Genomic DNA, 26,762 nt, shown 5'->3' with positions numbered 1-26,762 from the left:
GCGCCGGTCAGTCGGCCAGCGGTCCCAGCCACGCGGCCGCGACGGTCCCGTGCGCGGACTCGTCGTCGGACGGGTGGAACATCCCGGCGAGCACGTCGCGGTACAGGCGGCCGAGCTCGTTCCCCGCGAAGTAGGTCCCGCCGCCGGACACCCGCACGGCCTTGTCGACGACGTCCCGCGCCGTCTCGGTCGCGCGCACCTTCAGCCCGACGAGCAGGCTGAACCAGCGCGCCCCGTGGTCGGCCTGCTCGTCCACGTCCCGGGCCAACGACCACACCTGCGGCTCGATGCCGTCCTGCGCGATCGCCGCGGACGCCACCCGCCACCGGATGTCCGGGTCCTGCGCGTAGGGCCGGCCGTCGTGCTTCAGGGACGTCCGCCGGTGCACCGCCGCGACCGCGAGCTCCAGCGCGCGCCGGCCGATGCCCGTGTAGACCGCGGCGAGCAGCACCTCGAACACCGCGAACAGCGCGAACACGTACGGGTCCGCGCTCGGGCCGGGCGGCAGCGCGCGGACCACCCGGTCGGCGGGGGCGTACGCGCCGTCGAGCACGGTGGTGCAGCTCTGCGTGGCGCGCATGCCGAGGGTGTCCCAGTCGTCCTTCGACGTCGCGCCGCCGTCCGACCGCGCCACCACGGCGTGCACCAGCCGCGGGCCGTCGGGGTGGTCCGCGTCGAGCCCGAACGTCGCCAGCCGCGTCCACACCGGCGACAGCGAGGTGAAGATCTTCGTCCCGTAGAACCGGTAGCCGCCGTCGTCCTGCCGCTCGGCGCGGGTCCGGGACCCGAACATCACCAGGTCGTTGCCGGCCTCCGAGTTGCCGAACGCGTACACCTCGCCCGCGGCCGCGTCCCGGAGCACCGCCTCCAGGGAGTCGTCGCCGCGGGCGGCGAGGACCGCGGCCATGCCGGTCACGACGAGGTGCATGTTCACCGCCAGCGCCGTGGCCGGGGCCGCACCCGCGAGCCGGACCTGCTCGCGGGCGACCTCCTCCAGCGACAGGCCCGCACCGCCGAGACGCTCCGGGACGAACGCCGTCAGGTAGCCGAGCGCCCGCAGGTCCGCGAGGTCCTCGTGCGGGAACGTGTTCTCGCGGTCGTGGACGGGGGCGCGCCCGGCGATCCGGGCGAGCACCTCGTCGGTCAGCAGCGTGCGGCGGGAGGACGTGGCGGTCATGCGGCCACTCTCCCACCGCACCCGGCGAGCGCGCGTCGTCCGGCATGATGGCGCCCATGCCCACCTACGCCGTCCGGTACACCTACGACCAGCGCGCCGACCTCCAGGCCGAGGTCCGCCCCGAGCACCGCGACTACCTCACCGGGGTCGCCGCGCGCGGCCTCCTGCTGGGGTCGGGCCCGTTCGCCGACGGGGCACCCGGCGCCCTGCTGGTGTTCGACGTCCCGGACCGGGGCACCCTCGACGCGCTGCTCGCGGACGACCCGTTCGCGCGCGCCGGCGTGATCGCCGACGTCGAGGTGCGGCCGTGGACGCTCGTCATCGGCCCCTGGGCCGGTACCGCGGGCTGACGGGCCCGAGCCCTCAGGGGCGGCGGGCGTCGACCTCGTCCGCGTGCCCGGCCTCGGCCGGCGCCCGGCGCTCGTCCCGGCGGGACGCCGCGATGCTGGTCACCGCGGTGACGCCCAGCGTCACGACGATCACGGCGAGCGAGACCCACGACGGCAGCTCCGGGGCCCACTCGACGGACTCGCCGCCGTTGAGGAACGGCAGCGTGTTCTCGTGCAGGGCCTGGAGCACGAGCTTCACGCCGATGAACCCGAGCAGCACGCCGAGCCCGATGTTGAGGTAGCGCAGCCGGGTCAGCAGGCCGCCGAGCAGGAAGTACAGCTGCCGTAGCCCCATCAGCGCGAACACGTTCGCCATGAGGACCAGGTACGGCTCCTGCGTGAGGCCGAACACCGCGGGGATCGAGTCGAACGCGAACAGCAGGTCCGTCGCCCCGATGGCCACGAGCACGAGCAGCATCGGCGTCACGTGCCGGCGGCCGTCGACCTGCGCGGTGAGGCGGACGCCGTGGTAGCCGTCCGTCGTCGGCAGGAACCGCTGGACGACGCGCACGAGGGCCGGCGGGCGGTAGTCCTCGCCGGACTCCTCGTCCTCGCCGACGCCCTCGCGCGCGACCTTCACGGCCGTCCACACCAGGAACGCGCCGAACAGGTAGAACACCCAGCTGAAGCTCGCGATCACCGCGGCGCCCGCGGCGATGAACGCCCCGCGGAACACCAGCGCCAGGATGATCCCGATCAGCAGGGCCGTCTGCTGGTACTGCCGCGGCACCGCGAACCGGCTCATGATGAGCAGGAACACGAACAGGTTGTCGACCGACAGCGAGTACTCGGTGAGCCACCCCGCGACGAACTCCCCCGCGGGGTCGGCCCCCCACACCGCCCAGACGACGACGGCGAACGCCACCGCCAGCCCGATGTAGACCCCGAGGTACCGCAGGCACTCCGAGGTCGAGGGGATGTGCGGCCGCCGGCCCACCACCGCGACGTCCACGATCAGGACGGCGGCGGCGAGGCCGAGCGACACGCACCAGACGAGAGGCGAGACGTCCACGTGCGGGTCAGTGCTCCTTGGTGCCTGCCGGCTCCTCGGTCGCGGTCACGGCGGGAGCGGCATCGCTGTCGCGGCGCGTCTTCGCGAGGCTCGCGACGGTCGCCACGGTCAGGGTACCCAGGATCACGAGCAGCGAGAGCCACGTGGGGATCTCGGGCGCCCACTCGATGTGCTCGCCGCCGTTGATGAACGGGAGCTCGTTCTCGTGCATGGCGTGCAGCACGAGCTTGACGCCGATGAACGCGAGGATGAAGGCCAGGCCCTTGTTGAGGTACACCAGACGCTCCAGCAGGCCGCCGATCAGGAAGTACAGCTGGCGCAGGCCGAGGAGGGCGAACGCGTTGGCGGTGAACACGATGTACGGCTCCTGCGTGAGGCCGTAGATCGCGGGGATCGAGTCGAGCGCGAACAGGATGTCCGTGGCGCCGATCGCGACCATGACGACGAGCATCGGGGTGATGAACCGCTTGCCGTCGATCTTCGTGGTCAGGCGGTCGCCGTGGTACTCCTCGACCGTCGGGACGGCCTTCTTCAGCAGCCGGACGGCCAGGCCGTCCTTCTTCTCGTCGGCGTGCTGGACCTCGTCGGCCTGGTGCTTCTCCCGGGCGAGCTTGATGCCGGTGTAGACCAGGAACGCGCCGAAGATGTAGAAGACCCAGGACCAGCGCTCGATCGCCGCGGCGCCCGCGAGGATGAAGACGGTGCGCAGCACCAGCGCGATGACGACGCCGACCAGCAGCACCTTCTGCTGGAACTCCCGGGGGACCGCGAACTTCGTCATGATGATGAGGAAGACGAAGAGGTTGTCGACGGACAGGCTCTTCTCCGTCACGTACCCCGCGAAGTACTCGGTGCCGTGGTCCCAGCCCCAGACCATCCCGAGCCCGATGCCGAAGACGATCGCGAGCACGATGTAGACCGCCGACCAGGTCGCGGCCTCCCGGAACGACGGGGCGTGCGGCGTGCGGACGTGCGCGAAGAAGTCGAAGACGATCATCCCGATGATCGCGACGGCCGTCGCGATCCAGACCCACAGGTCGACGGACATAGGTGTTCCTCCGGTACAGGCGAAAATGAAGACGACTGAGAACCGGAGGTCTCTCCCACCCGGACGACCGGGCCGACGCTCCCGGGTCGACTGCGTCGGCGACCGTGTTGACGGGGGGCATCGTGTCGGGATACTCCCCTCCACTGCGAGCGCAACTATAGGACATGAGTCCCAGAGGTGCTGACCGGCGCTCGCCCACCGGTGCCGGGCCGGTCAGGCGGTCGCGGCCTGCATCTGCCGCAGCTCCTTCTTCAGGCCGGAGATCTCGTCGCGGAGCCGGGCGGCGAGCTCGAACTGGAGCTCGGCCGCGGCGGCGTGCATCTGGTCGCTGAGCTCCTGGATCAGCTCCGCGAGCTCGCCCGCGGCCGCGCCGACCAGCTTGGTCCGGGCGGTCGCCGGGCCCTTCGATCCCAGGCCCGGGACGGGTGCCTTGCCGCGGCTCGACTGCCGGCCGTTGCCGCCCAGCAGCTCGGCGGTGTCGGCGTCCTCACGGGCCAGCAGGTCGGTGATGTCGCCGATCTTCTTGCGCAGCGGCTGCGGGTCGATGCCGCGCTCGGTGTTGTACGCGACCTGCTTCTCCCGGCGGCGCGAGGTCTCCTCGATCGCCATCTGCATCGCGGGCGTGATCTTGTCCGCGTACATGTGCACCTGGCCGGAGACGTTGCGGGCCGCGCGCCCGATCGTCTGGATCAGCGACTTGCCGGACCGCAGGAAGCCCTCCTTGTCCGCGTCGAGGATCGCCACGAGCGACACCTCGGGCAGGTCGAGCCCCTCGCGCAGCAGGTTGATGCCGACCAGCACGTCGTACTCGCCCATCCGGAAGCTCGCGCAGCGAGCTCGACGCGCCGCAGCGTGTCGACCTCGGAGTGCAGGTAGCGGACGCGGACGCCCTTCTCCAGGAAGTAGTCGGTGAGGTCCTCGGCCATCTTCTTGGTCAGGGTCGTCACCAGGACGCGCTCGTCGCGCTCCACGCGGGTGCGGATCTCGTCCAGCAGGTCGTCGATCTGCCCCTTGGTCGGCTTCACGACGATCTCGGGGTCGACCAGGCCGGTCGGGCGGATGATCTGCTCGACCACGCCGTCCGACATCGCGAGCTCGTAGTCGCCGGGCGTCGCCGACAGGTAGACGGTCTGGCCGATCCGCTCGACGAACTCCTCCCAGCGCAGGGGCCGGTTGTCCATCGCGCTCGGCAGCCGGAACCCGAAGTCGACGAGGTTCCGCTTGCGGGACATGTCGCCCTCGAACATCGCGCCGATCTGCGGGACCGTCACGTGCGACTCGTCGATGACGAGCAGGAAGTCCTCGGGGAAGTAGTCGAGCAGCGTGTTGGGCGCGGTGCCGGGCTCGCGGCCGTCGATGTGCCGCGAGTAGTTCTCGATCCCGGAGCAGGACCCGATCTGCCGCATCATCTCGATGTCGTAGGTCGTGCGCATCCGCAGCCGCTGGGCCTCGAGCAGCTTGTTCTGCCGCTCCAGGTCCTTCAGCCGCTCCTCGAGCTCGTGCTCGATGCCGGCGATCGCGCGCTCCATGCGCTCGGGCCCCGCGACGTAGTGCGTCGCCGGGAACACGTGCACCTGCTTCTCGTTGCGCACGACGTCACCGGTCAGCGGGTGCAGCGTCTGGATGGCCTCGATCTCGTCGCCGAAGAACTCGATCCGGATCGCGAGCTCCTCGTAGACCGGGATGATCTCGACGGTGTCGCCGCGGACCCGGAACGTGCCGCGGGTGAACGCCATGTCGTTGCGGCTGTACTGCATCGACACGAACTGGCGCAGCAGCTGGTCGCGGTCCACCTGGTCGCCCACGTCGAGCGTCACCATCCGGTCGACGTACTCCTGCGGCGTGCCCAGGCCGTAGATGCAGGACACCGACGCCACCACGACCACGTCGCGCCGGGTCAGCAGCGAGGACGTCGCCGAGTGCCGAAGCCGCTCGACCTCGTCGTTGATCGAGGAGTCCTTCTCGATGAAGGTGTCCGTCTGCGCGATGTACGCCTCGGGCTGGTAGTAGTCGTAGTACGACACGAAGTACTCGACCGCGTTGTTGGGCAGCGAGCTCGCGGAACTCGTTCGCGAGCTGCGCCGCGAGGGTCTTGTTCGGGGCCATCACCAGCGTCGGGCGCTGCAGCTGCTCGATCAGCCAGGCCGTCGTCGCCGACTTGCCGGTGCCCGTCGCGCCCAGCAGCGTGACGTCCTTCTCGCCCGCCTGGATCCGCTTCTTGAGGTCGGCGATCGCCGTCGGCTGGTCGCCCGAGGGGGTGTACTCGGACACCACCTCGAACGGGGCGACGGTGCGCTGCAGGTCGGTCACGGGACGCATGCGTCCACCGTACGTCCCGGGTCTGACACGCGCGGCGGGAGGGGTAGCGGGTTCGCGCAGGGCGTGGCCCGACGGGCCGGGTCACCCGAACTCGACCCGAGCGGGAACATGCAGCTCGACGAGTCGCCCCGACGCGTCGATCGACGACGGCTGAACCTGGTAGGCCCTGCTGACCCAGTGGAACTCACGCGCGTCGCACGCCTCTGCACGGGTGTCCTCGTCCGCGTCGGGCTCGTGGTGCACGAGGTAACCGGGCACCACCACACCGTGCGCGAACGCGCCCTCGTGGTAGCGCGCGTCGAGCCCAGCGGCTCGCATGCACCCGACGGCACGGTGAGCCGCCGCGCGCACGGCCTCGGTCGACACCGCCCCGGCGGACTGCGCCTGCCTCAGCGCGGCGAGCTGGTCGTCGCCCGCCCCGCCGGCGCGCGCGTCGGCCAGCGCATCGCGCAGGACGGCCGACGCAGGTTCGGGCGCCACTGACCCGGTGCACCCGGCCAGACACAGGACGACGAGGAGCGCGACACGACGCACGGCGGTTCTCACTTCCGGGAGGGGTGGCGCCGCCGGGAGAGCGCACCCGGCGACCGGCGTCGGCACGCCAGGCCGTCACCCGGGTGGTCGTCGCCACGCGCTCGGCATCTGCGTAGCGGAGCCACCCCGGGTCCGGGGGAACCGAGAGAGAAGTCCGTACCGGGCGGCTCGCGCCTCGTGTCCGCACGTGGTCCGGCAGGCTGAGCGGCGTCAGGCCAGCGTGCCCGCCGCCACCCGGACGTCGACCGTGGTCCGCAGGGCGGCCCGCAGCACCGCGGCCACGCCGGCGGCGGACGCCGTCACGTCGAGCGACGGTGTGCCGGCGGGTACCTGCTCCGGGAGGCGCGGGACGTGCACGAACCCGCCCCGCGCACCCGCCGGACCGCCCGCACCGCCGGGCCCGCTCGCACCGAGCTGCTCGGCCAGCGCGTACGCGACGGTGTTGCACACGTACGTCCCCGCGGAGTTCGACACCTCGCCGGGGACGCCCGCGGCCTGCACCGCGGCGAGGCAGGCCTTGACCGGCAGGCCCGACAGGTGCGCGACCGGGCCGCCGGTGACGACCGGCTCGTCGACCGGCTGCGCCCCGTCCTCGTCGGGGATCCGCGCGTCCTGGACGTTCACCGCGACGCGCTCGACGCCGACCGCCGACCGGCCGCCGGCCTCGCCGACGCAGACGACCAGGTCGGGCCGGACCTCGGCGAGCAGCTCCGCGAGCCGCCGCGGGGCGCGGGCGAACGACACCGGGAGCAACGCGGTGACCAGCTCCGCGCCCTCCGCGCGCGCGTCCCAGCCGGCGGCGACCGCGCGGACGGCGGCCCACGACGCGTTGACCTCCTGCTGCTCGAAGGGCTCGAACCCGGTGAGGAGCACCGTCGTCACGGGGTGTCGACCTCCTGCTCGTCGTGGCGCTCGGCGGCGAGCCGGTCCCAGAGCGCGTCGACCTCGGCCCGCAGGCCCTCCGGGTCGCCGGAGCCGTCCAGGACGACGTCGGCGGCGGCGAGCCGGTCGGCGTCGGGGGCCTGCGCGGCGATCCGGCGCTCCGCCTCGGCGCGGTCGAGGCCGCGGGTGCGCACGAGCCGCTCGACGCGCAGGACGGCGGGGGCGTCGACGACCACCACGACGTGGAACGCGTCCGCGCGACCGGTCTCGACCAGCAGCGGGATGTCGTGCACGACGACGGCCCCGGGGTCGGCGGCGGCGGCCGCGGCCTCGCGCTCGGCCGCGAGTCGCCGGACGACCGGGTGCACGATGCCGTTCAGGCGCTCGCGCGCGGCGGGGTCGGCGAACACGACGGCGCCCAGGCCGGGGCGGTCGAGCGCGCCGTCCGGGGTCAGCACGCCGGGCCCGAACGCCTCCACGACCTCCGCGAGCCCCGCGGAGCCCGGGGCGACCGCCTCCCGCGACAGGACGTCGTAGTCGATCAGGACGGCGCCGCGCTCCGCCAGCCGCTGCGCGGCCACCGACTTGCCCGCCGCGATCCCGCCGGTCAGTCCGATGCGCTGCATCACCCCATCGTGCCGTGCGGGAGCGCCGACGTCACGCGCCGGACCACGCGACCCGGGGTCAGCGGACGACGTGCCCCCGGGCGCGCAGGTGGTCCTTGACCTGACCGATGGTCAGCGTGCCGAAGTGGAAGACGCTCGCGGCGAGCACCGCGTCCGCACCCGCGTCGGCGGCCTCGGCGAAGTGCTCGGGCGTGCCCGCGCCGCCGCTGGCGATCAGCGGGATGCGGACCTCGCGCCGGACGTCGCGCAGCATGGCGAGGTCGAAGCCCGCCGTGGTGCCGTCGGCGTCCATCGAGTTGAGCAGGATCTCCCCGGCGCCGAGCTCGGCGGCACGGACCGCCCAGGCGACGGCGTCGATCCCCGTGCCGCGGCGGCCGCCGTGCGTCGTGACCTCGTAGCCCGAGTCGGTGCGGGTGTCGCCGGTGACGCGGCGGGCGTCGACGGACAGCGTGAGCACCTGGCTGCCGAACCGGTGCGCGATCTCGGCGATCAGCTCGGGGCGGGCGATGGCGGCCGTGTTGACGCCGACCTTGTCCGCGCCGGCCCGCAGCAGGCGGTCGACGTCGTCGGCGGACCGGACGCCGCCGCCGACGGTCAGCGGGACGAACACCTGCTCGGCGGTCCGGCGGACGACGTCGTAGGTGGTCTCCCGGTCGCCGGAGGACGCCGACACGTCGAGGAAGGTCACCTCGTCGGCGCCCTCGCGGTCGTACCGGCGGGCGAGCTCGACGGGGTCGCCCGCGTCCCGCAGGTTCTCGAAGTTCACGCCCTTGACGACGCGCCCGGCGTCGACGTCCAGGCACGGGACCACGCGCAGCGCGACGGACACCGCTACTCCCCCTCGGTCGTGTCGGCGGCCCCGGGCTCGGCCGCTGTCGCGGCACCCCGGGTGGCCAGCAGGTCGATGACGAACACGATGGTCTGGCCCGCGAGCTCCTCGCTCTGCGTGGCGCCCAGGGCGTACGACGGCGGGACGACGACCATCACCTGGCTGCCCACGGACTGCTCGACCAGCGCCTCCGACCACGCCGGGACGTCGGCGAGCGCGAAGGTCTGCGGGCTGCCGCCGGTCCAGGTGGAGTCGAACGCCTCCCCCGAGGACCAGACGAAGCCGGTGTACTGCACGGTGATGACGTCGCCCTCGGCGACCTGGTTCCCGGTGCCGCGCACGAGCGGCTGCACCACGAGGTCCGACGGCGGCTCGGTGCCGGTGGGCGTGATCGACGGCGCGCCGGAGTCGTCCAGCGTCACGGCCGGGACGCCCTCGCGCGGCGCGACGGCCTCGCCGGCGGCGCGCACCGGCAGCACGTCGAGGACGGTCACCGTCGGGTAGGACGAGGCGTTCGCGTCGGAGGCGGGGCTGATCTGCAGCAGGCGCGCGCCGACCTTCTGGCCGGACAGCGCGGCGTACAGGTCCTTGCCGAGGTCCTCCTCGGTGAGCATCCGCGGCGTCGGGCTGGACGTGAACGACTCCTTGACGAGCGACGCGTCGGACGCGTCCTCCAGCCAGAAGTCGAGCAGCACGGGCCGGCCGTCGACGAGCTCGGGGCCGGTGCCCTCCCACACCGTCTCGTGCACGGCCTCGGACACCCGCAGGGGCGTCGGGTAGGTCACGGTCGGCGGCTGCCCCGCCTCGCCGGAGACCACGACCTCCGGGGGCGCGGGGTCGGGGGTGGAGCACCCCACGAGCAGCAGCGCGGCTGCGGCGCACGCGGCCACGAGACGTCGCACATCGATCCTTCCGAGGGGCCTGCAGATTCCGCCGCCCACTGTACGGGCCCCGCCCGTGCGGTCCGGACGCCCACGGCGCCCGACCGTCACATGGACTCGATCAGGCGCTCCACCCGCTCGTCGACGTTCCGGAACGGGTCCTTGCACAGCACCGTGCGCTGCGCCTGGTCGTTGAGCTTGAGGTGCACCCAGTCGACCGTGTAGTCACGACGCGCCTCCTGGGCGGCCTGGACGAACTCGCCGCGGAGCTTGGCGCGCGTGGTCTGCGGCGGCACGGACGTCGCCTCGAACACCTCGACGTCGGTGGTCACCCGGTCGACCAGGCCGCGCTGCGCCAGCAGGTTGTACAGGCCCTCGGTGCGCGAGATGTCGTGGTAAGCCAGGTCCATCCGCGCCACGCGCACGTCGGACAGGTCGAGGTCGTGCTTCGCGCGGTACCGCTCGATCAGCCGGTGCTTGATGACCCAGTCGAGCTCGCGCTCCACGAGCGACAGGTTCCCGGTGCGCAGCGCCCGCAGCCCGCGCTCCCACAGGTCGAGCACCCGCGCGAGCTGCGGCTCGGGGTCGGTCTCCGCCCGCACGAAGTCCTGGACCCGGCCCAGGTACTCCTCCTGGAGGTCGACCGCCGTCACCGTGCGGCCGGTCGCGAGCGTCACCGGGTGCGTCCCCGTGATGTCGTGGCTGATCTCCCGGATCGCGCGGATCGGGTTCTCGAGCGTGAGGTCGCGCATCGGCAGGCCCGCCTCCACCAGCCGCAGCACCAGGTCGGTGCTGCCGACCTTGAGCATGGTGGTGGTCTCGGACATCGAGGAGTCGCCGACGATCACGTGCAGCCGGCGGTAGTGCTCGGCGTCGGCGTGCGGCTCGTCGCGGGTGTTGATGATCGGCCGGGACCGCGTGGTCGCGGACGACACCGACTCCCAGATGTGGTCGGCCCGCTGCGACAGGCAGTAGACCGCCCCGCGCGGCGTCGTGAGCACCTTGCCCGCGCCGGTGAGCACCTGCCGGGTGATGAGGAACGGCACCAGCACGTCCGACAGCCGCGCGAAGTCGCCCTGCCGGCGCACGAGGTAGTTCTCGTGGCAGCCGTAGGAGTTGCCCGCGGAGTCGGTGTTGTTCTTGAACAGGTGGATCCGCCCCGACAGGCCCTCGTGCTCCAGCCGCTGCTGGGCGTCGGCGACCAGGCCCTCGAGGATCCGCTCCCCCGCGCGGTCGTGCGTCACCAGCTGGCGCCAGTCGTCGCACTCCGCGGTCGCGTACTCCGGGTGCGAGCCCACGTCGAGGTACAGCCGCGAGCCGTTCCGCAGGAACACGTTGGACGAGCGCCCCCACGCGACGACCTTGCGGAACAGGTACCGCGCGACCTCGTCGGCCGACAGCCCGCGCCCGTCCTCGGCGGCGCACGTCACCCCGTACTCGGTCTCGAGGCCGAAGATCCGACGGTCCATCTGGTCCTCCTCAGGACGGGTCGGGCGCGACGGCCTGGCCCAGCAGGTCCTCCAGGACGACGCCGGACAGGCGCCGGAACGCCCGGCGCGGCCGCGTGCGGTCCAGGACCGCGACCTCGAGCTGGGCGGCGGGGATCACGCGGCGGTCGTCCTCGTCGGACCCGGCGGCCGGCGTCCCGAGGGCCCGCACCGCGAGGGCCAGGACCTCGGCGAGCGGCATCCCGGGCGCCCACGCTCCGGCGATCTCCTCGCGCAGCCGGTCCGCCTGCCCGCCGAGCACGACGAACCCGCGCTCGTCGGCCACCGAGCCGTCGTACTGCAGCCGGTAGATCTGGTCCGTCGCCGGGTCGGGCCCGACCTCCGCGACCACGAGCTCGACCTCGAGCGGCTTGGACTCCGTGGTGAACACCGTGCCGAGCGTCTGCGCGTACGCGTTCGCCAGGCCGCGGGCGTTCACGTCCCGCCTGTCGTAGGAGTACCCGCGCAGGTCCGCGTACCGGACGCCGGCGACCCGCAGGTTCTCGAACTCGTTGTACTTGCCGACCGCCGCGAAGGCGATCCGGTCGTAGATCTCCGAGACCTTGTGCAGCGCGCGCGACGGGTTCTCGGTCGCGAACGCGATGCCGTCGTCGTACGCGATGACGACGACCGACCGGCCGCGGGCGATGCCCTTGCGCGCGTAGTCGGCCCGGTCCTTCATCAGCTGCTCGGGCGAGACGTAGAACGGCATGCTCATGCGCGGTCCTCCTCCCGCCGGGCGCGGGCGTGCTGGGCGTCGCGGTCCGCGGCGACGCGGTCGACGACCTCACCGAGCGCGTCCTGGCCGACCCGCAGGTAGCCCGCGGCGGTCACGGTCGCGACGACGGGCCAGATGTGGCGGGACCGGTCCGGCCCGCCGGTCGCGGAGTCGTCGTCCGCGGCGTCGACGAGGGCCTCGACGGCCACCCGCACGGCGGCGTCGGCGTCCAGGCCGGGCTGCCACAGCTTCTTCAGCGAGCCGCGGGCGAACACCGAGCCCGAGCCGACCGAGTGGTGCTGGTGCTCCTCGTACCGGCCGCCGGTGACGTCGTAGGAGAAGATCCGGCCCGCGCCGCGGTCGAGGTCGTAGCCCGCGAACAGCGGCACGACCGCCAGGCCCTGCATCGCGAGGCCGAGGTTGCCGCGGATCATCGTCGACAGCCGGTTGGCCTTGCCGTCGAGCGACAGCAGGGCGCCCTCGATCTTCTCGTAGTGCTCGAGCTCGAGCTGGAACAGCCGGACGAGCTCGACGGCGAGCCCCGCGGTGCCGGCGATGCCGACGGCGGAGTAGTCGTCGGCCGGGAACACCTTCTCGATGTCCCGGGACGCGATCTGCGAGCCCATCGTGGCGCGCCGGTCGCCCGCCATCACGACGCCGCCATCGAACGTCAGCGCGACGATCGTCGTGGCGTGCGGCGCGGCGCCGGCCAGGGCGTCACCCGCGGGCAGCGGCGCGCGCCGCCCGGGCAGCAGGTCGGGGGCGTGCTGGGCGAGGAAGTCGACGAAGGACGACGACCCGGGCGTGGTGAACGCCCCGGGCAGCCGCCCCGCCGAGGTCAGCGGGTCCGTCGCCACGCGTCACTGCCCGCCCTTCTGCACGAAGCCGCGCACGAACTGCTCGGCGTTCGTCTCGAGCACGTCGTCGATCTCCTCGAGCAGCGCGTCGACGTCGGCGTCGCGCTGCTGGGCGGCCGCGGCCACCTGCTCGACGTCCGGGCCGTCGACCGGCTCGTCGTCCTCGCGACGGTCCTGCGCGCGTTCCTGACCAGCCATGTCCACCTCCGCCGGACGTACGGGCGCGGGTCCGCCGCTCGCGCGGGGCCCGCCGGTGCACCCACCCTAGGCCCTGCTCGGCGGGGGTTCCCGGGAGGCGCGGCGCGCGGCGTCCGGCGAGGTCAGGCCCCGAGCGCGTCGAGCAGCGCCCGGACGTCCGGCGCGTCGTCCAGCAGGCGGGCGACGTGCGCCTTCGTGCCGCGCAGCGGGTCGCGCATCGGCACCCGCTGCAGGGTCGGCGCGCCGGGCACGTCGAAGACCACCGAGTCCCAGCTCGCGGCCGACACGTGCGCGCCGAACCGGGCGATCGTCCGACCGCGGAAGTACGCGCGGGTGTCCTCCGGCGGCGTCGTGACGGCCTCCTGCACCGCCTCGTCGGACACCAGCCGCTCCACCGCGCCCGCCGCGACCAGCCGGTGGTACAGGCCCCGCTCCGGGCGGACGTCCGACCACTGCAGGTCGACGGCGGCCAGGCGCGGGTGGTCCCAGTCGAGGCCGTCGCGTCGGCGCATCCCCTCCAGCAGGCGCAGCTTGGCCAGCCACTCGACCTCCCGCGCGCACGACGCCGGGTCGGTCGCGAGCCGGTCCAGCAGCGACGCCCACCGGGTCAGCACGTCCGTGGTCTGCGGGTCCGGGTCGCGGTCGCCGGCGCCGTCGTGCCCGGTGCGAGCCAGCGCGTCGCGGACCGCCGCCAGGTACTCCTGCTGGACCTCCAGCGCGGTCAGGCGCCGGCCGTCGGCGAGCGGCAGGCGCTCGGTCATCGTCAGGTCGTGGCTGACGACGTGCACCGCCCGCACCGGGTCGGCGAGCTTCCAGCCGGTCCAGCGCGGCACCCAGGCCCGGCGCCTCCCCCGCGGCGATCCGCTCGATGAGCCAGAGCACCAGCGACGTCGTGCCGAGCTTGAGGTAGGTCGCGACCTCCAGCAGGTTCGCGTCGCCGATGATGACGTGCAGCCGGCGCCAGCGGTCCGGGTCGGCGTGCGGCTCGTCTCGGGTGTTGACGATCGGGCGGCGCAGCGTCGTCTCGAGACCGACCTCCGCCTCCATGTAGTCCGCGCGCTGGGACAGCTGGAACCCCGCGCCCTCGCCGCGCTGGCCCAGGCCGACGCGGCCCGCGCCCGTGAACACCTGCCGGGTCACCAGGAACGGGGTGAGCCTCGACGCCAGGTCCGCGAACGGCACGGCGCGGTCGACGAGGAAGTTCTCGTGCGTGCCGTAGGTCGCGCCCTTGCCGTCGACGTTGTTCTTGTACAGGGCGACGTCCGGCAGCGCCGCGGTCGACGCCAGCGCCCGCACCGACGCGAGCATCACCAGCCCCCGCCCGGTCCCAGCGCACGGCGTCCAGCGGGTTCGTGACCTCCGGGGCGGCGTACTCGGGGTGCGCGTGGTCGACGTACAGACGGGCGCCGTTCGTCAGGATCACGTTCGCGGCGCCCGGGTCCTCGTACTCCTCGGCGAGCGACCGGGCGACGGGCTGCGGTCCGTCGCCGGACGGCGCGGGCCGGGCGGGGTCGTCGGTCAGCAGCGACGGGTGCGCGGCCGCCCGCTGCAGGTGGAAACCGCGGGCGTCCTGCAGCGGGTCCTCGTCGTCGTAGTCCCAGCGCGCCTTCGCCCGCCCCCCGGCCCGCGCCGCCGCGTGCACGGCGACGACGTGGCTGGATAGCAGCATCGGGTTCGCCGTCGGGCGCCCCGGCTGCAGCACGCCGTACTCGGTCTCGATCCCCATCACCCGGCGCACGCTCACGCCAGCCACCCTAAGTCCGCCCTGCCCCGCCCCGCGCCGCCCGCGCCACCCCGCGCCACCCGGACCGCCGCCCCTTCAGCCCGGCCCCTTCAGCCCGGCCCCTTCAGCCCGGCCCCTTCAGCCCCGAGTGGATCCACCCGGGGCGACGCGCCGGGGTGTGTCGACGCGAATCGTCCACACGGTCGCCGAGTGGATCCACCCGGCGACCGTGGTGCGGACCGGGGAGGTCGGTCGGGGTCGGTCGGGTCGGGTCAGGCCTCGGCGTCGGGGGCGGTGCCCGGGTCCCCGCCCCTCCAGCCCCGGGTGGATCCACCCGGGGCGACGCGCCGGGGTGTGTCGACGCGAATCGTCCACACGGTCGCCGAGTGGATCCACCCGGCGACCGGGGGCGACCGGGGGCGGCCGGGGAGGCGGGGCGGGGCGGGGCGGGGCGGCGCGGGGCGGGGCGGGGCGAGTCTGGTCAGGCCTCGGGGTCGGGGGCGGTGCCCGGGCCGCCCGGCATGCCGCCGCCCTGGCCCGCGCCGGGGCGGCCGCCGCCCATGCCCCCGCCCATGCCCCCGCCCGTGCCGCCGGTGTGCTCGCCCGCGGTGACGGTCGCGACCGTCGTGCCGCCGGTGGCGTCGCCGCCCGCGGTGTACCCGGCGAACGCCTCGCCGGACGCCGTCGCCCCGGACACCACCGTGTAGGTGTCCCCTGCGGTGAGGCCGGCGGCCGAGACCACCAGCGAGGTGATCGGCTTCGTCGGGGTGACCGTCGCGACGACCGTGCCGTCCGCGTCGACGACGGCGAGGGTCGTCCCGGCCGCCTGGGCGGTGTCGAACGTCGCCGACACCCAGCCTTGGCCGTCGGTACCGGGGGCCACGGCCATGCCGGACGAGCCTGCCGCGACGAGGGTGCCGCCGGTCACCGTGAGGGTGCCGTCGACGTCCAGCGCGCCGTTGCCGTCGTCGGTCGGGCCGTCCACGACGACGGTGCCGCCGGACATCGTGAGCGTGCCGTTGGCGTCCAGGCCGTCGCCGCCCGCGTCCACGGCGAGCGTGCCGCCGGTGATCGTGAGCGTCGCGGTGCCCGCGGTCCCGCCCTGCGGGCCGGCCCAGTCGCCCTGCGCGTCCTCGGTCGATCCCGTCGCGCTGCTCGCGGCGTTCACGCCGTCGTCGGACGCGACCACCGTGACGTCGCCGCCCGCGAGGGTGATCGCCTCGGCCTCCAGGCCCTCGTACGACGTGGTGACGTCGAGGGTGCCGCCCACGACGTCCAGGGCCACGTCGCCGTGCACCCCGTCGTCGCCGGACGCGAGCGTCAGGTCGCCGTCGGTGACCGACACGATCCCGTTGGAGTGCAGGGCGTCGTCGGCCGCGTCCACCGTGACCGTGCCGCCGCCGACCACCACCGCTGCGCCGCCCTTGACGCCCTTGGACGACACGTCCGCGACCGGCTCGGTGCCGCTGCCGCCGCCCGCGGTGACGTCGAGGGTGCCGCCCGTGACGACGACGTCGGTCTCGGCGTCGATCCCGTCCCCGGTCGCGGTGAGGGTGACGTCGCCTCCGGAGACGACCACGAAGCCCTTCGCCGCGTCGTCGGCCTCGTCGGCCTTCAGCGCGTCGCCGCCCGCGGTGACGTCCAGCGTCCCGCCGGAGACCACGAGGTAGTCCTTGCCGCGCACGCCGTCGTCCACGGCGTCGACCGTGATCGTCCCGGACTCGATCACCAGGCCGTCCTTGGACGTGATGCCGTCGTTCGCGTTCCCGGTGACGGTGAGCGCGCCGCCGCCGGTGATCGTCAGGTCCGCGGCGCTGAACAGGGCGGCGTTCGGCTCGTCCTCGCCGTCGGAGGCGTACGTCACGGCGTCGGTCAGGGTGTTCCGGGAGCCATCGGCCAGCTCGACGACGGCCGAGCCCGCCGACGCGACCACCAGCGGTGCTCCGGTGGACGAGGTGACGTCGACCCCGTCCAGGACGAGGTGGACGACCTCGTCGCCGGCGTCGACCACCACCTGGCCGTCGTCGAGGGTGCCGGTGAGCGTGTAGGTGCCGCCGGCGGTGATCGTCACGGTCGACCCGTCGACGGTGACGCCCGCGGCGTCCGTCGTGGCGGTGCCGTCGTCGAGCGTGATCGTGCCGGTCGCCGCGCCGGCGTCCGCCACGGCGTGCACCTCGGCGTCGGCCGCGAGCACCTCCTCGGCCGTGGCGCCGGCGGCGACGTCCGTCGCGGTGGTGCTGGTGGTCGTGGCCGACGTGCCGGTGGACGTGCCGGCGACGGCGTCCACCCCGCAGCCGGTGAGCAACAGGCCGATCAGCACGGCGGGGACGGTGAGGACGGGACGGGGACGACGCATGGGGTGCCTCCAGGGCGTGGGACGGGTCAGGGGGTGAGGGTGCGGCGGACCGTGCGGCGCCAGGGGCGGCCGCCGAGCGTCGGGTCGAGGACCACGAGGCCGGTCGCGTACTTGGAGATGCGGCTCGGCCGGTGGCCGAGGGACCAGAGCGCGCGGTCGGCGACCGACGCCCCGGTGACGGACTTCGTCTCGACGACGGCGTGCCGCGGGACGGCCGCGCTCGACGTCGCGCCGAGCCACTCGAGCCCGGTGTCGATCGTCAGCCGGGCGCCGTCCGGCAGGTGCAGGGTCCGACGGCGGTACTGCGTGGTCAGCGTCGGTCGGAGCTCCGCGTCCGGCCCGCCCGGCAGCTCGACGCCCTGCCGGTGCAGGGTGTCGACGACGAAGCCGAGCGCGTCGCCGACGCGGGCCCGGTCGGCCACGGCGTGCTCGCGGCGGTCCTTGACGGTGGTGCCGCGCGACCCGCGGGACTTGACCTCCAGCCAGCAGCCGCCGGTGTCCCGGTAGGTCCGGGTGCGGACCTTGTACCGGCGTCGCCGCCGGCCGGCCGCGAGGTGGAACGCCGCGAGGTCGGGGGTGTCGAAGTACACCGACTCGTACCCGAACGCGTCGCGCCCGTCGATGACGAGCCGGCGGGTGCCCTCCGGCAGCGCGGCGAGCAGGTCCAGGACGGCGGCGCGTGGCAGCACGTACTTGCGGTCCACGCGGGTCTGCAGCGCGGCGGTGGCGAGCAGCTCGTCGAGGCCGACCGCCGGCAGCGCGGCGAGCGCGGGCGCGAGGTCGACGACGCTCACCGCGCGCCCCGGACGAGCTCCGCGTGCCCGGCGTGCCCGGCGTGCCCGGCGTGCTCCGCGTGCTCGGCGCGCGCGACCGTCACCCCGGCCGGCGGGTCGGTCGCGGCGGGACGCGCCCGCTCGGCGTACCGGACGTCGACGACCGTGGTGTCGTCCACCAGGTCGAGGCGCTGGACGGTCGCGCTGTGCACCCGGCCGCCGAGCAGCTGCTCGAGGTGCGCGACCAGGGCGGCGTGGTCGCCGAACGCCCGGTCCACCACGACGACCTGCTGCCGGTACCGGCTGAGCAGCCGCGGGTGGTCGCCCACCAGCAGCGCCACCAGGATCAGGGCCATCAGCGCGAGCGCGGTCACGCCCAGGCTGCTGCCGAGCCCGCCGATCAGGCCGAGCGCCAGCGCCGCGAAGTAGTACGCGACCTCGCGCTGGTCGATCTCGGAGGACCGCAGCCGGATGATCGACAGCACGCCGAACAGACCGAGGCCGAGGCCGGCGCCCACGGTGCTCGCGGACAGCGCCCCCGCGACGGCGAGCACGCCGACGTTGACGCCGAGGAACGCGACCACGAGGTCGCGCCGGCGGTGCCGGGGGAAGTACAGGGCGAAGGTCAGGACGCCGATGGCGACGAGGTCGGCGGCGAACAGGGCAGCGGCAGGCATGGGCACCTCGCGGGTCGGGGATGAACGCCCGGTGAACCGGGTACGACCATCCAGCCGCCCGCCGCTGTGCGGTCCCTGTGCGGGGCGCCAGCGCGAGGTGTGGATCTCCAGGTACTGCCCGTGCTACAGGTACTGCCCCGTGCTCTGCACGTTCTCGATCCGGCGCGAGGCCTCCTCGCCCTTCTTGTCCTGGACGATCGTGCGGATGAACACGATGCGCTCCCCCTTCTTGCCGGAGATGCGCGCCCAGTCGTCGGGGTTGGTGGTGTTCGGCAGGTCCTCGTTCTCCTTGAACTCGTCCACGCACGCGGTGAGCAGGTGCTCCACCCGCAGGCCGCGCCGTCCGGTGGCGAGCAGGTCCTTGATCGCGGACTTCTTGGCGCGGTCGACGACGTTCTGGATCATCGCGCCCGAGTTGAAGTCCTTGAAGAACAGGATCTCCTTGTCGCCGCTCGCGTAGGTGACCTCGAGGAACCGGTTCTCGTCGTCCTCGGAGTACATCCGCTCCACCGAGCGCGCGATCATCGCGTCGACCGCCGCCTGCGCGGAGCCGTGGTGCTCCGCGAGGTCGTCGTCGTGGATCGGCAGGTCCGGGGTCAGGTACTTCGCGAAGATCTCGCGGGCGCCCTCGGCGTCGGGCCGCTCGATCTTGATCTTCACGTCCAGCCGGCCCGGGCGCAGGATCGCGGGGTCGATCATGTCCTCGCGGTTCGACGCGCCGATGACGATGACGTTCTCCAGGCGCTCCACGCCGTCGATCTCCGCCAGCAGCTGCGGCACGATCGTCGTCTCGACGTCGCTGGACACGCCCGTCCCGCGGGTGCGGAACAGCGACTCCATCTCGTCGAAGAACACCACGACCGGGTGCCCCTGCGACGCCTTCTCCCGGGCGCGCGCGAAGATCAGCCGGATGTGCCGCTCGGTCTCGCCGACGTACTTGTTCAGCAGCTCGGGGCCCTTGACGTTGAGGAAGTACGACTTCGCCTCGGCGACGTCCTCGCCGCGGGCGCGCGCCGACGTCTCGGCCAGGGAGTGCGCGACCGCCTTGGCGATCAGCGTCTTGCCGCACCCGGGCGGGCCGTAGAGCAGGACGCCCTTCGGCGGCTTGAGCCCGTGCTCCCGGAACAGGTCCGGGTGCAGGAACGGCAGCTCGACGGCGTCCCGGATCGCCTCGATCTGCGGGCCGAGCCCGCCGATGTCGGCGTAGTCGATGTCCGGGACCTCCTCGAGGACCAGGTCCTCGACCTCGGCGCGCGGCACCCGCTCGAACACGAACCCGCTGCGCGCCTCGACGGTCAGCGCGTCGCCGACCCGGACCGTGCCGTCGAGCAGCTGGCCGGCGAGCCGCACCACGCGCTCCTCGTCGCCGCGGCCGACCACCAGCGCGCGGTCCCGGCCCAGCAGCTCCTTGACCGTGACGAGCTCGCCGACCTGCTCGTACCCGCCGGCCTCGACGACTGTCAGGGCCTCGTTGAGCATGACCTCCTGGCCGGGGCGCAGCCGCGCGACGTCGACCGCGGGGCTCGTGCCCACGTGCATCTTGCGCCCGGCGGACACGACGTCCACCGTGCCGTCGTCGCGCCCGCGCAGGAACGTCGCGAACGTGCCCGGGGGCTTCGCGAGCTCGTCGATCTGGCGCTTGAGCTCGATGATCTGGTCCCGCGCGGCCACCAGGGCGTCGGACATGCGCTCGTTCTTGGCGGCCAGCAGCGCGAGCTCACGCTGCAGGTCACGGGCTGTCGGTTCCGTCATCGCGGCACCTCCGATCGCGGGTGGACCCCACAGCGCTGTGCGGCTCTTCGTGGTGCGACCCTAACCACACCTGTCAATCGGACGCGCGCCCCCACGCCGGGAGCGCGCGTCCGGCGCGACGGCTCAGTCCTGCTCGGGCGCCTGGCCCACGTCGCGGCGCACGCGGCGGACCTTCTTGTCCGACACCGCGCGCTCGCCGAGGCCCTCGGGCGTCCACTCCGCGTCCGGGACGTCCTGGAAGGACCGGCTGGTCACGACGTCGCCCGTCTCGTCGACGAGCGCCGCCTCGCCCGGCTGCGAGCCCTTCGCGGGGCGGCGGCGGCGCAGCGGCGGCTCCACGCCGTCCGCGAGTCGGCGCGTGGTCAGCAGGAACCCGGTGTGGCCGATCATCCGGTGCTGCGGGCGCACCGCCAGGCCCTCGAGGTGCCAGCCGCGGACCATGGACTCCCACGCCTGCGGCTCCGTGTACCGGCCGTCGGCGCGCACGTCCTCGGCCAGCCGGGACAGCTGCGTCGCCGTCGCGACGTACGCGATCAGCACGCCGCCGGGGGCCAGCGCCGTGGCGACGGCGTCGAGGTTCTCCCACGGGGCCAGCATGTCGAGCACGACGCGGTCGACCTCGCCCGGGGCCGAGGTCAGGGGCAGGACGTCGGACAGGTCGCCCACCGACAGCCGCCACGCGGGGTGCGGGCCGCCGAAGAACGTCTCGACGTTGCCGCGGGCGATCGCCGCGAAGTCGTCGCGCCGCTCGATGGAGTGCAGCGCGCCCCCGTCGCCGACCGCGCGCAGCAGCGACATCGTGAGCGCGCCGGAACCGACGCCCGCCTCGACGACGCGCGCGCCCGGGTAGATGTCGGCCATCGCGACGATCTGGCCCGCGTCCTTCGGGTAGACGACCGCGGCGCCGCGCGGCATCGACAGGGTGTAGTCGCTGAGCAGCGGGCGCAGGGCGAGGTACTCGACGCCGCCGTTGCTCGTCACGACCGTGCCCTCGGGCGCGTCGATCAGCTCCTCGTGGCGGAAGAACCCCTTGTGGGTGTGGAACGTCCCGCCCGGCTGCAGGGTGATCGTGTGCAGGCGGCCGCGCGGGTCCGTCAGCTGCACGCGCTCCCCCACCCGGAGCAGGCCGCGGCGCTGGTCGGCACCCGCCGGGGTCGCGCCGGCGGCACCCGGCGCGGGCTCGGGCGCGGCGTCCGCGGGCTGGGGTGCGGGCGCGGGGGCGGCGGTGTCGTCGGTCACGGGGGTCGAGTCTAGGAGAGCGGTCAGCCGCGCAGCGCCGCGGCGACGTCCGCGGTCCGGATCAGCGCCACGACGACGCCCCGGTCCAGGGCCACGAGGACGGGCGACACGGACTGCCGCTCGGCGATCTCGTGCACGAGGTCGCCGCCCGTCAGGGTCGCGTCCACGACCGCCCCGGCAGGCAGGGCGATCGCGACGGCGGTCAGGGGCACGTGCGCGCGCTCGACCGCGGGGACCGACCGGGCGGCCTGCGGGTCCTCGTAGGCCACCGGCTGCCCGTCGGGTGCGAGCAGGACCACGACCTCCGCACCCGTCCGGCCGCGCAGGACGTCCGCCTCGGCCATCACGCTCGTCGCGGGCGCTCCCACGGCTCGCAGCCCGACCGCGCTCACGTGCAGGGCGTCAGCGGCGCGCATCGCACGCCCGCGGACGATCGCCTGCGTCGCGCCGCTCCACAGCAGCGCACCGATCGCCGCACCCCAGACCACCTCGACCAGCGAGATCCGGCCGCCCTCCGCCAGCGGCCGCACGACGGAGGCCAGCAGGAACCCCACCGCGACGACCCGACCGGCCCAGCCGGCGAGGACGGTGCCGCGACGGCGGTCCCCGGTGACCGCCCAGACGACCGCCTCCAGCAGGTACCCGCCGTCCATCGGCAGGCCCGGGAGGAGGTTGAACGCGCCGAGGAACGCGCTGCTGATCGCGGCGACCTCCAGCACGACCCGTGCGATCCCGCCGGGGTCCGTCTGGACCGCTCCGAGCCAGAGCAGCCCGCCGACGAGGATGCTCGAGACCGGTCCGGCCACCGTGACGAGCGCCGTGGTCACGGGGGTCTCGCGGCCGTCGAACGACATGTGCCCGCCGAACAGGGCCAGCGCGTACTCGCGCACCTCCAGGCCGCGGGCGCGCGCGACCAGGCCGTGCGCGATCTCGTGGACGAGCACCGACGCCATCAGCAGCACCGCGATCGCGAGCGCCGCGACGCCCGTGAGCGCGGGGCTGGAACCGGGCAGACGGGCACCCACGCCGGGCGCGAACGCCGCCGCGATGACGGCGACGGTCAACAGGCTGGTCGGCGCCAGCACCACGGGCGCACCGGCGACGCGCGCCACCACCCAGCCTCGTGCTCTCTCGGTCACGCGCTCAGGCTACGTGGCCGGTCCGTGTGGGTGGTGGCGCCTAGGCTCGTCGACGTGACGACCACCGACCCGCAGCTCCTCGTGCCCGCCTCCGCCTCGGTCGACGGCGTGGGTGCCGACGCCGGCGACGTGGAGGCGCCCGCCGAGCCGCGGGTCCCGGGCCTGTCGCCGTCGCGGGCGAACGACTTCCAGCAGTGCCCGCTGCTGTTCCGGTTCCGGGTGGTCGACAAGCGCCCGGAGCCGCCGAGCTCCGCCGCGGCACGCGGCACGCTCGTGCACACCGTCCTGGAGCGGCTGTACGACCTGCCGCTCGGCGAGCGGACGCCCGCCGCCGCGCACGCGCTCGTCCCGGCCGCGTGGGACGCGCTGCTGGAGCGGTCGCCCGAGGTGACGTCGCTGTTCGCCGACGAGCAGGAGCGCGAGGCGTGGCTCGGCAGCGCCCGGCTGCTGCTCGACACCTACTTCACGCTCGAGGACCCGAACCGGCTCCAGCCGGGCGAGCGCGAGCTCGCCGTGCGGACGCTGCTCGACGACGGCCCGCAGCTGCGCGGGATCGTCGACCGCCTCGACGTGGCGCCCGACGGCGCGCTGCGGGTCGTCGACTACAAGACCGGCAAGTCCCCGCGCCCCGGGTACGAGGGCACCGCGCTGTTCCAGATGCGGTTCTACGCCTACGTCCTGTGGCGCGAGCGCGGGGTGCTGCCGAAGATGCTCCAGCTCGTCTACCTCGGCGACGGGCAGGTGCTCCGGCACACCCCCTCGGAGTCAGAGATGCACACCCTCGAGCTGCGGCTGCGGTCGCTGTGGGAGCAGATCGAGCAGGCCGCGCGCACCGGCGAGTGGCGCCCCCGGACCTCCCGGCTGTGCGACTGGTGCGCGCACCGGGACGTGTGCCCCGCGTTCGGCGGGACGCTCCCCGAGATCCCCGAGGGCGCCGTCGAGCGGGCGTTCGGGATCACGCCCCTGCCGACGGCCTCCTGAGGGGAGCGACCTCCCGAGGGTGTCCGGCCGGGCTCAGGCGCGGCCGAGCTTGTCCAGCACCGCGCCCGCGCCGATCCGCCCGAGGTCCTCGACGCTGATCTCGGCCAGCGACGCGGTGGTGGACAGCCCCGGCAGGTCGGGGAGCTCACGGAACACCTCGACCGCGAGCACCCGCGCACCCGCGGCGACGCCCGACGTGATGCCGGTCGGCGAGTCCTCCACCACCACGCACCGCGCGATGTCGACCCCCAGGCGCTCCGCGGCCAGCAGGTAGGGCTGCGGGTCCGGCTTCGGCCGGTCGACCTCGTCACCCGCGACCACCGTCGCGAACACCCCGGCGACCTCCGCGAACGGGTCCGCGAGCTCGCGGTACGACGACGTGACCAGCGCCTGCGGGACCCCGGCCGCAGCGAGCGCGGCCAGCAGCTCGCGCGCGCCCGGCTGCCACGGGGTGTGCTCCGCGACACCGCGCGCGACCTCCGCGTTGAGGTGGTCGACGATCTCGTCGACCGACAGCCCCACGCCCCGGCCCTGCAGCACCTCGCCCGAGACCTTCATCGGGTTGCCGACCAGCGACAACCCGTCCTCGTGGGTCCACGTGCCACCCCAGGACTCGACCAGCCCGGTCTCGGCGGCCATCCACAGCGGCTCGGTGTTCACCAGGGTGCCGTCCATGTCCCAGAGGACGGCAGCGGGCAGGGCCGTCGCAGTCTCGGGCGTCGGGTGGGGCGTCGGGCCGGCGGCGGGGCGCAGGTCGGTCACGGTGCTGGGCTCCAGGGGTGAGGACGGGCGGCGGTCTGCCACGACGCTACCCGCCCCCGGTGAACGCCCGGTGACCACCCACCCGTACCCGCACACCCGCGTCCGGGCGGCGAGGGCGCACGGGACACCACGAGGGCGTACGAGAACGCTTGCGCCCTCATGGTGTCTCGTGCGCCCTCGCGGGAGGGGGCAGCGGGAGCGGGTGGGAGTGCGGGAAGGTGTGGGGGTGCGCGCCGGTCAGCCCAGGTCGAGGGGGTCCCGGGCGCTGTCGTGCGGCACGTCGTCCGGCACCTCCAGGTAGGGCCCGGACACGGTGATCCAGGTCTCGGCACCGCCCGGGGCCGCCCCGATCTCGAGGTCGTCCCGTGCGCCCCGCACGCCCTGCTCGAGCCGCTGCTCGACGGTGTACCCCGCGGCCTCGAACGCCGCCGCGAGGTCGTCGATCCCGGTCGCGGGGCCGGTGACGACCGCGGTGACGGCGTACCGGCGGTGGTCGAAGATGCCGTCGCCGCCGTACTCGAACTCGCCCCACGCGTCGTCGACCGTCGCGCCGAGCGTGTCGACGACGGTCGGCAGGTCGGCCTCGGCCGCGGTGCGGACCCGGTCGCGGAGCGCGTCCAGGTCCTCGGCGGAGCCGTCCGGGACCGACGAGCACCCGCCCAGCGCCAGGGCCGCGACGAGACCCGCCGCGCCGAGCAGCCTCCCGGTCGTCCGTCGCCGCGTCACCACTCCGGCCTCCTGTCCACGCTCGTCGGGGTCCGGCCGGCCTCGGGGTCCTGCACCCCGTCGTACCAGGGGTCGTAGGAGTGCTCGGCCCGCAGCACCTCGTCGTAGTCGCCGACGACGATCTGGCCGATGTTGTACAGCGACTCGGTGCCGGGGTTGAAGTACTTGGTGTGGTCGTCGAAGTTGCGCACCACGTCCGCGCGCGTCGTCGACTCCGCCTGGAACCGGTTCGCGCCGAAGTCGTCCTCGACGATGTCGTTGCCGAGGCCCGCGCCGCCGAGCATCCAGCCACCGACCCAGCCGTCGTCCGCGAGGGCCGCCACCAGGTCGCGGCTGTTGTTCCCCGCCCACACGTGGTCGGCGCCGACGCCCAGCTCGGACGCGTGCTCCGTGCCGCCGCCCGCACCCGGGCTGCCGACCAGGACGATGTCGTCCGCCGCGAGCCCGTGGTCGGTCGCCGCGTGCCCGGTCGTCGTCGAGCCGTAGCTGTGCCCGATCACCGTCAGGTGCGCCGGGCTGCCGTCGCGGGACGCCCGCAGGCCGTCGACGTACCGGGACAGCAAGCTCGCCGCCCGCCTCCGCACGGCCCTCGCCGGCGACCGTCGCCGAGTCCCAGTCGCTCGGTGCGTCGTAGCCGATCCACATGATCGACGCGGCGCTGGAGTACGGGTCCGAGAACCGTGCGGACTCGTAGATGCTGAACGCGTGCTCGGCGTTGCTCTCCGCCTCCGTCCCGCGGCTGGTGAGCCCCGGGACCATCACCGACACGTGGTCGGCCGTGTCCGGGTCGCCGAACGCGATCGCGACCTTGCCGTCGCCCCCGAACGCCGACGAGTCGTACAGGTGCAGCAGCGGGACCAGCTTCTCGCCCGTGATCGGGTCGACGCGCTCCGCGCCGGCCTCCAGCGCCGCCTGCGCCGACCGGGCGTTCTCGAGCGCCTGGTAGTCGCCGAACAGCTGCTCACCGCGCTCCTCGCGCAGCTCCATCGCCTCGAGGTCGGTCTCCAGCAGCAGGCGGTTCGCGTGGTCGCGCACCACGGCGGGGATGCCGTCGGCGCCGCCGATCAGCTCCGGCCGCGCGGCGAGCACGGCGTACTGCTCCTCCTCGGACAGCGACGCCCACCAGGCGGCGACCTGCTCCGGCGTCCCGCCCTGCGACGGCGAGCCCGACCGCCCCAGCGCGTCGTCGGCCAGGTCGATCTGCCCGGACACCGCCGCCCGCGCCTGGGCGAGGGTCGTGTAGGCGGCGAACGCGTCGAGCATCGCCTGCTCGGCGGTCGCGAGGTCCGCGACCAGCGTGTCGACGTCCGCCACGAGCCCCGTCCGTCGGGTGGCGAGCGCCGTCGCCCGGGACTGCAGCTCGGCGACCGCGGCCTCGTCGACCTCGCCGGCGTTCCGCACGTCCGCCTCGAGGTCCTCGCGGCTCGCGTGGTACGACGACCGCGCCTCCACGAGGTCGTCCCGGCGGCGGCGCAGGTCGGTGAGGTCCTCGGCGTGGTCGTCGGCGGCCCGCGCGACCTGGCGCAGCGCCACCCCCATCGCCTGGGCGTCGGCGCCCGCGGCCCGCACGTGCGCGCCGTACGCCGTCGCGGCGTCGCCGGTCCAGCCCTCCAGCGTCGCGGAGTCCTGCGCGACCGTGTCCAGGTCGTCCAGGTTGACCGCGCTCGCCAGGAGGTC

At 74.2% G+C, this 26,762-nt stretch carries 22 protein-coding genes and 3 pseudogenes; 2 read left to right on the top strand and 23 right to left on the bottom strand.

The window, feature by feature from the left end; all coding sequences use genetic code 11:
* Positions 1-7: 7 nt before the first annotated feature.
* Entirely contained in the window at positions 8-1,177 is a 1,170-nt protein-coding gene (locus AC1VL8_RS13415) for an acyl-CoA dehydrogenase family protein (protein WP_483075502.1), read from the bottom strand.
* A gap of 56 nt (positions 1,178-1,233) precedes the next feature.
* Here AC1VL8_RS13415 and AC1VL8_RS13410 point away from each other — a divergent pair, with 56 nt between their 5' ends.
* Entirely contained in the window at positions 1,234-1,527 is a 294-nt protein-coding gene (locus AC1VL8_RS13410; RefSeq protein WP_389228459.1) for a YciI family protein, read from the top strand.
* A gap of 13 nt (positions 1,528-1,540) precedes the next feature.
* Here AC1VL8_RS13410 and AC1VL8_RS13405 read toward each other — a convergent pair whose 3' ends face one another.
* The 19 genes and pseudogenes from AC1VL8_RS13405 to AC1VL8_RS13315 all read right to left on the bottom strand — a co-directional run bounded on the left by AC1VL8_RS13405 (position 1,541) and on the right by AC1VL8_RS13315 (position 22,616).
* A complete protein-coding gene (locus AC1VL8_RS13405; RefSeq protein WP_483075501.1) occupies positions 1,541-2,578 on the bottom strand; it encodes a TerC/Alx family metal homeostasis membrane protein in 1,038 nt (345 codons plus the stop codon).
* A 7-nt stretch (positions 2,579-2,585) separates the two neighbouring features.
* Positions 2,586-3,626 carry a TerC family protein gene (locus tag AC1VL8_RS13400; protein WP_483075500.1) on the bottom strand — a complete coding sequence of 347 codons (1,041 nt, stop codon included), beginning with the start codon at positions 3,624-3,626 and terminating at the stop codon, positions 2,586-2,588.
* Positions 3,627-3,839: 213 nt separating this feature from the next.
* Positions 3,840-5,945: pseudogene (uvrB, locus tag AC1VL8_RS13395) on the bottom strand (excinuclease ABC subunit UvrB).
* A gap of 81 nt (positions 5,946-6,026) precedes the next feature.
* The gene (locus AC1VL8_RS13390) at positions 6,027-6,491 is read right to left on the bottom strand and encodes a hypothetical protein (protein ID WP_483075499.1); all 465 of its coding nucleotides are present in this window, start codon (positions 6,489-6,491) and stop codon (positions 6,027-6,029) included.
* A gap of 198 nt (positions 6,492-6,689) precedes the next feature.
* Entirely contained in the window at positions 6,690-7,361 is a 672-nt protein-coding gene (pcp, locus tag AC1VL8_RS13385; protein ID WP_483075498.1) for a pyroglutamyl-peptidase I, read from the bottom strand.
* Complete coding sequence (gene coaE, locus AC1VL8_RS13380) at positions 7,358-7,987, bottom strand: dephospho-CoA kinase (protein WP_483075497.1); 630 nt, start codon at positions 7,985-7,987, stop codon at positions 7,358-7,360. Before coaE ends, pcp begins: the two co-directional genes overlap by 4 nt.
* Positions 7,988-8,045: 58 nt before the next feature.
* Positions 8,046-8,816, bottom strand: coding sequence for an imidazole glycerol phosphate synthase subunit HisF (gene hisF / locus AC1VL8_RS13375; protein WP_483075496.1), 771 nt, complete (start codon positions 8,814-8,816; stop codon positions 8,046-8,048).
* Between the two features lie 2 nt (positions 8,817-8,818).
* A complete protein-coding gene (locus tag AC1VL8_RS13370; protein WP_483075495.1) occupies positions 8,819-9,718 on the bottom strand; it encodes an FKBP-type peptidyl-prolyl cis-trans isomerase in 900 nt (299 codons plus the stop codon).
* An 86-nt stretch (positions 9,719-9,804) separates the two neighbouring features.
* Entirely contained in the window at positions 9,805-11,166 is a 1,362-nt protein-coding gene (gene pafA / locus AC1VL8_RS13365; protein WP_389228433.1) for a Pup--protein ligase, read from the bottom strand.
* A 10-nt stretch (positions 11,167-11,176) separates the two neighbouring features.
* Positions 11,177-11,902, bottom strand: a complete 726-nt coding sequence (gene prcA / locus AC1VL8_RS13360) for a proteasome subunit alpha (protein WP_483075494.1) — start codon at positions 11,900-11,902, stop codon at positions 11,177-11,179.
* Positions 11,899-12,759, bottom strand: coding sequence for a proteasome subunit beta (gene prcB / locus AC1VL8_RS13355; protein WP_483075493.1), 861 nt, complete (start codon positions 12,757-12,759; stop codon positions 11,899-11,901). The genes prcA and prcB overlap by 4 nt, the downstream gene beginning before the upstream one ends.
* Before the next feature lie 3 nt (positions 12,760-12,762).
* Positions 12,763-12,957 (bottom strand): ubiquitin-like protein Pup, encoded by a 195-nt coding sequence (locus AC1VL8_RS13350; protein ID WP_389228424.1) that lies wholly within the window; start codon positions 12,955-12,957, stop codon positions 12,763-12,765.
* Between the two features lie 122 nt (positions 12,958-13,079).
* A pseudogene (gene dop, locus AC1VL8_RS13345) lies at positions 13,080-14,683 on the bottom strand (depupylase/deamidase Dop).
* A 478-nt stretch (positions 14,684-15,161) separates the two neighbouring features.
* The gene (locus tag AC1VL8_RS13340) at positions 15,162-17,036 is read right to left on the bottom strand and encodes a carbohydrate-binding domain-containing protein (RefSeq protein ID WP_483075492.1); all 1,875 of its coding nucleotides are present in this window, start codon (positions 17,034-17,036) and stop codon (positions 15,162-15,164) included.
* A gap of 26 nt (positions 17,037-17,062) precedes the next feature.
* Complete coding sequence (locus AC1VL8_RS13335; RefSeq protein WP_483075491.1) at positions 17,063-17,830, bottom strand: VTC domain-containing protein; 768 nt, start codon at positions 17,828-17,830, stop codon at positions 17,063-17,065.
* On the bottom strand, positions 17,827-18,486 hold the full coding sequence (locus tag AC1VL8_RS13330) for a DUF4956 domain-containing protein (protein ID WP_483075490.1): 660 nt from the start codon (positions 18,484-18,486) through the stop codon (positions 17,827-17,829). The genes AC1VL8_RS13335 and AC1VL8_RS13330 overlap by 4 nt, the downstream gene beginning before the upstream one ends.
* Positions 18,487-18,609: 123 nt before the next feature.
* Complete coding sequence (gene arc / locus AC1VL8_RS13325) at positions 18,610-20,238, bottom strand: proteasome ATPase (protein WP_483075489.1); 1,629 nt, start codon at positions 20,236-20,238, stop codon at positions 18,610-18,612.
* Between the two features lie 123 nt (positions 20,239-20,361).
* A complete protein-coding gene (locus tag AC1VL8_RS13320; protein WP_483075488.1) occupies positions 20,362-21,477 on the bottom strand; it encodes a tRNA (adenine-N1)-methyltransferase in 1,116 nt (371 codons plus the stop codon).
* A gap of 23 nt (positions 21,478-21,500) precedes the next feature.
* Positions 21,501-22,616, bottom strand: coding sequence for a site-2 protease family protein (locus AC1VL8_RS13315; RefSeq protein WP_483075487.1), 1,116 nt, complete (start codon positions 22,614-22,616; stop codon positions 21,501-21,503).
* A gap of 54 nt (positions 22,617-22,670) precedes the next feature.
* On the opposite strand from AC1VL8_RS13315, the gene AC1VL8_RS13310 reads away from it, so the two are divergent.
* Complete coding sequence (locus AC1VL8_RS13310; RefSeq protein WP_389228401.1) at positions 22,671-23,597, top strand: RecB family exonuclease; 927 nt, start codon at positions 22,671-22,673, stop codon at positions 23,595-23,597.
* A 33-nt stretch (positions 23,598-23,630) separates the two neighbouring features.
* On the opposite strand, the gene AC1VL8_RS13305 is transcribed toward AC1VL8_RS13310, so the two are convergent.
* The 3 genes and pseudogenes from AC1VL8_RS13305 to AC1VL8_RS13295 all read right to left on the bottom strand — a co-directional run.
* On the bottom strand, positions 23,631-24,359 hold the full coding sequence (locus AC1VL8_RS13305; RefSeq protein WP_483075486.1) for an HAD family hydrolase: 729 nt from the start codon (positions 24,357-24,359) through the stop codon (positions 23,631-23,633).
* A gap of 722 nt (positions 24,360-25,081) precedes the next feature.
* Positions 25,082-25,669 carry an alpha/beta hydrolase gene (locus AC1VL8_RS13300; RefSeq protein ID WP_483076251.1) on the bottom strand — a complete coding sequence of 196 codons (588 nt, stop codon included), beginning with the start codon at positions 25,667-25,669 and terminating at the stop codon, positions 25,082-25,084.
* A gap of 7 nt (positions 25,670-25,676) precedes the next feature.
* Positions 25,677-26,072: pseudogene (locus AC1VL8_RS13295) on the bottom strand (alpha/beta hydrolase); the annotation flags it as partial.
* Between the last annotated feature and the right edge of the window lie 690 nt (positions 26,073-26,762).

The sequence above is a fragment of the Cellulomonas sp. KU4C genome, from assembly GCF_056868065.1.
The sequence above is the reverse complement of the archived record's forward strand: the minus strand, read 5'-3'. Positions and strand labels throughout refer to the sequence as shown.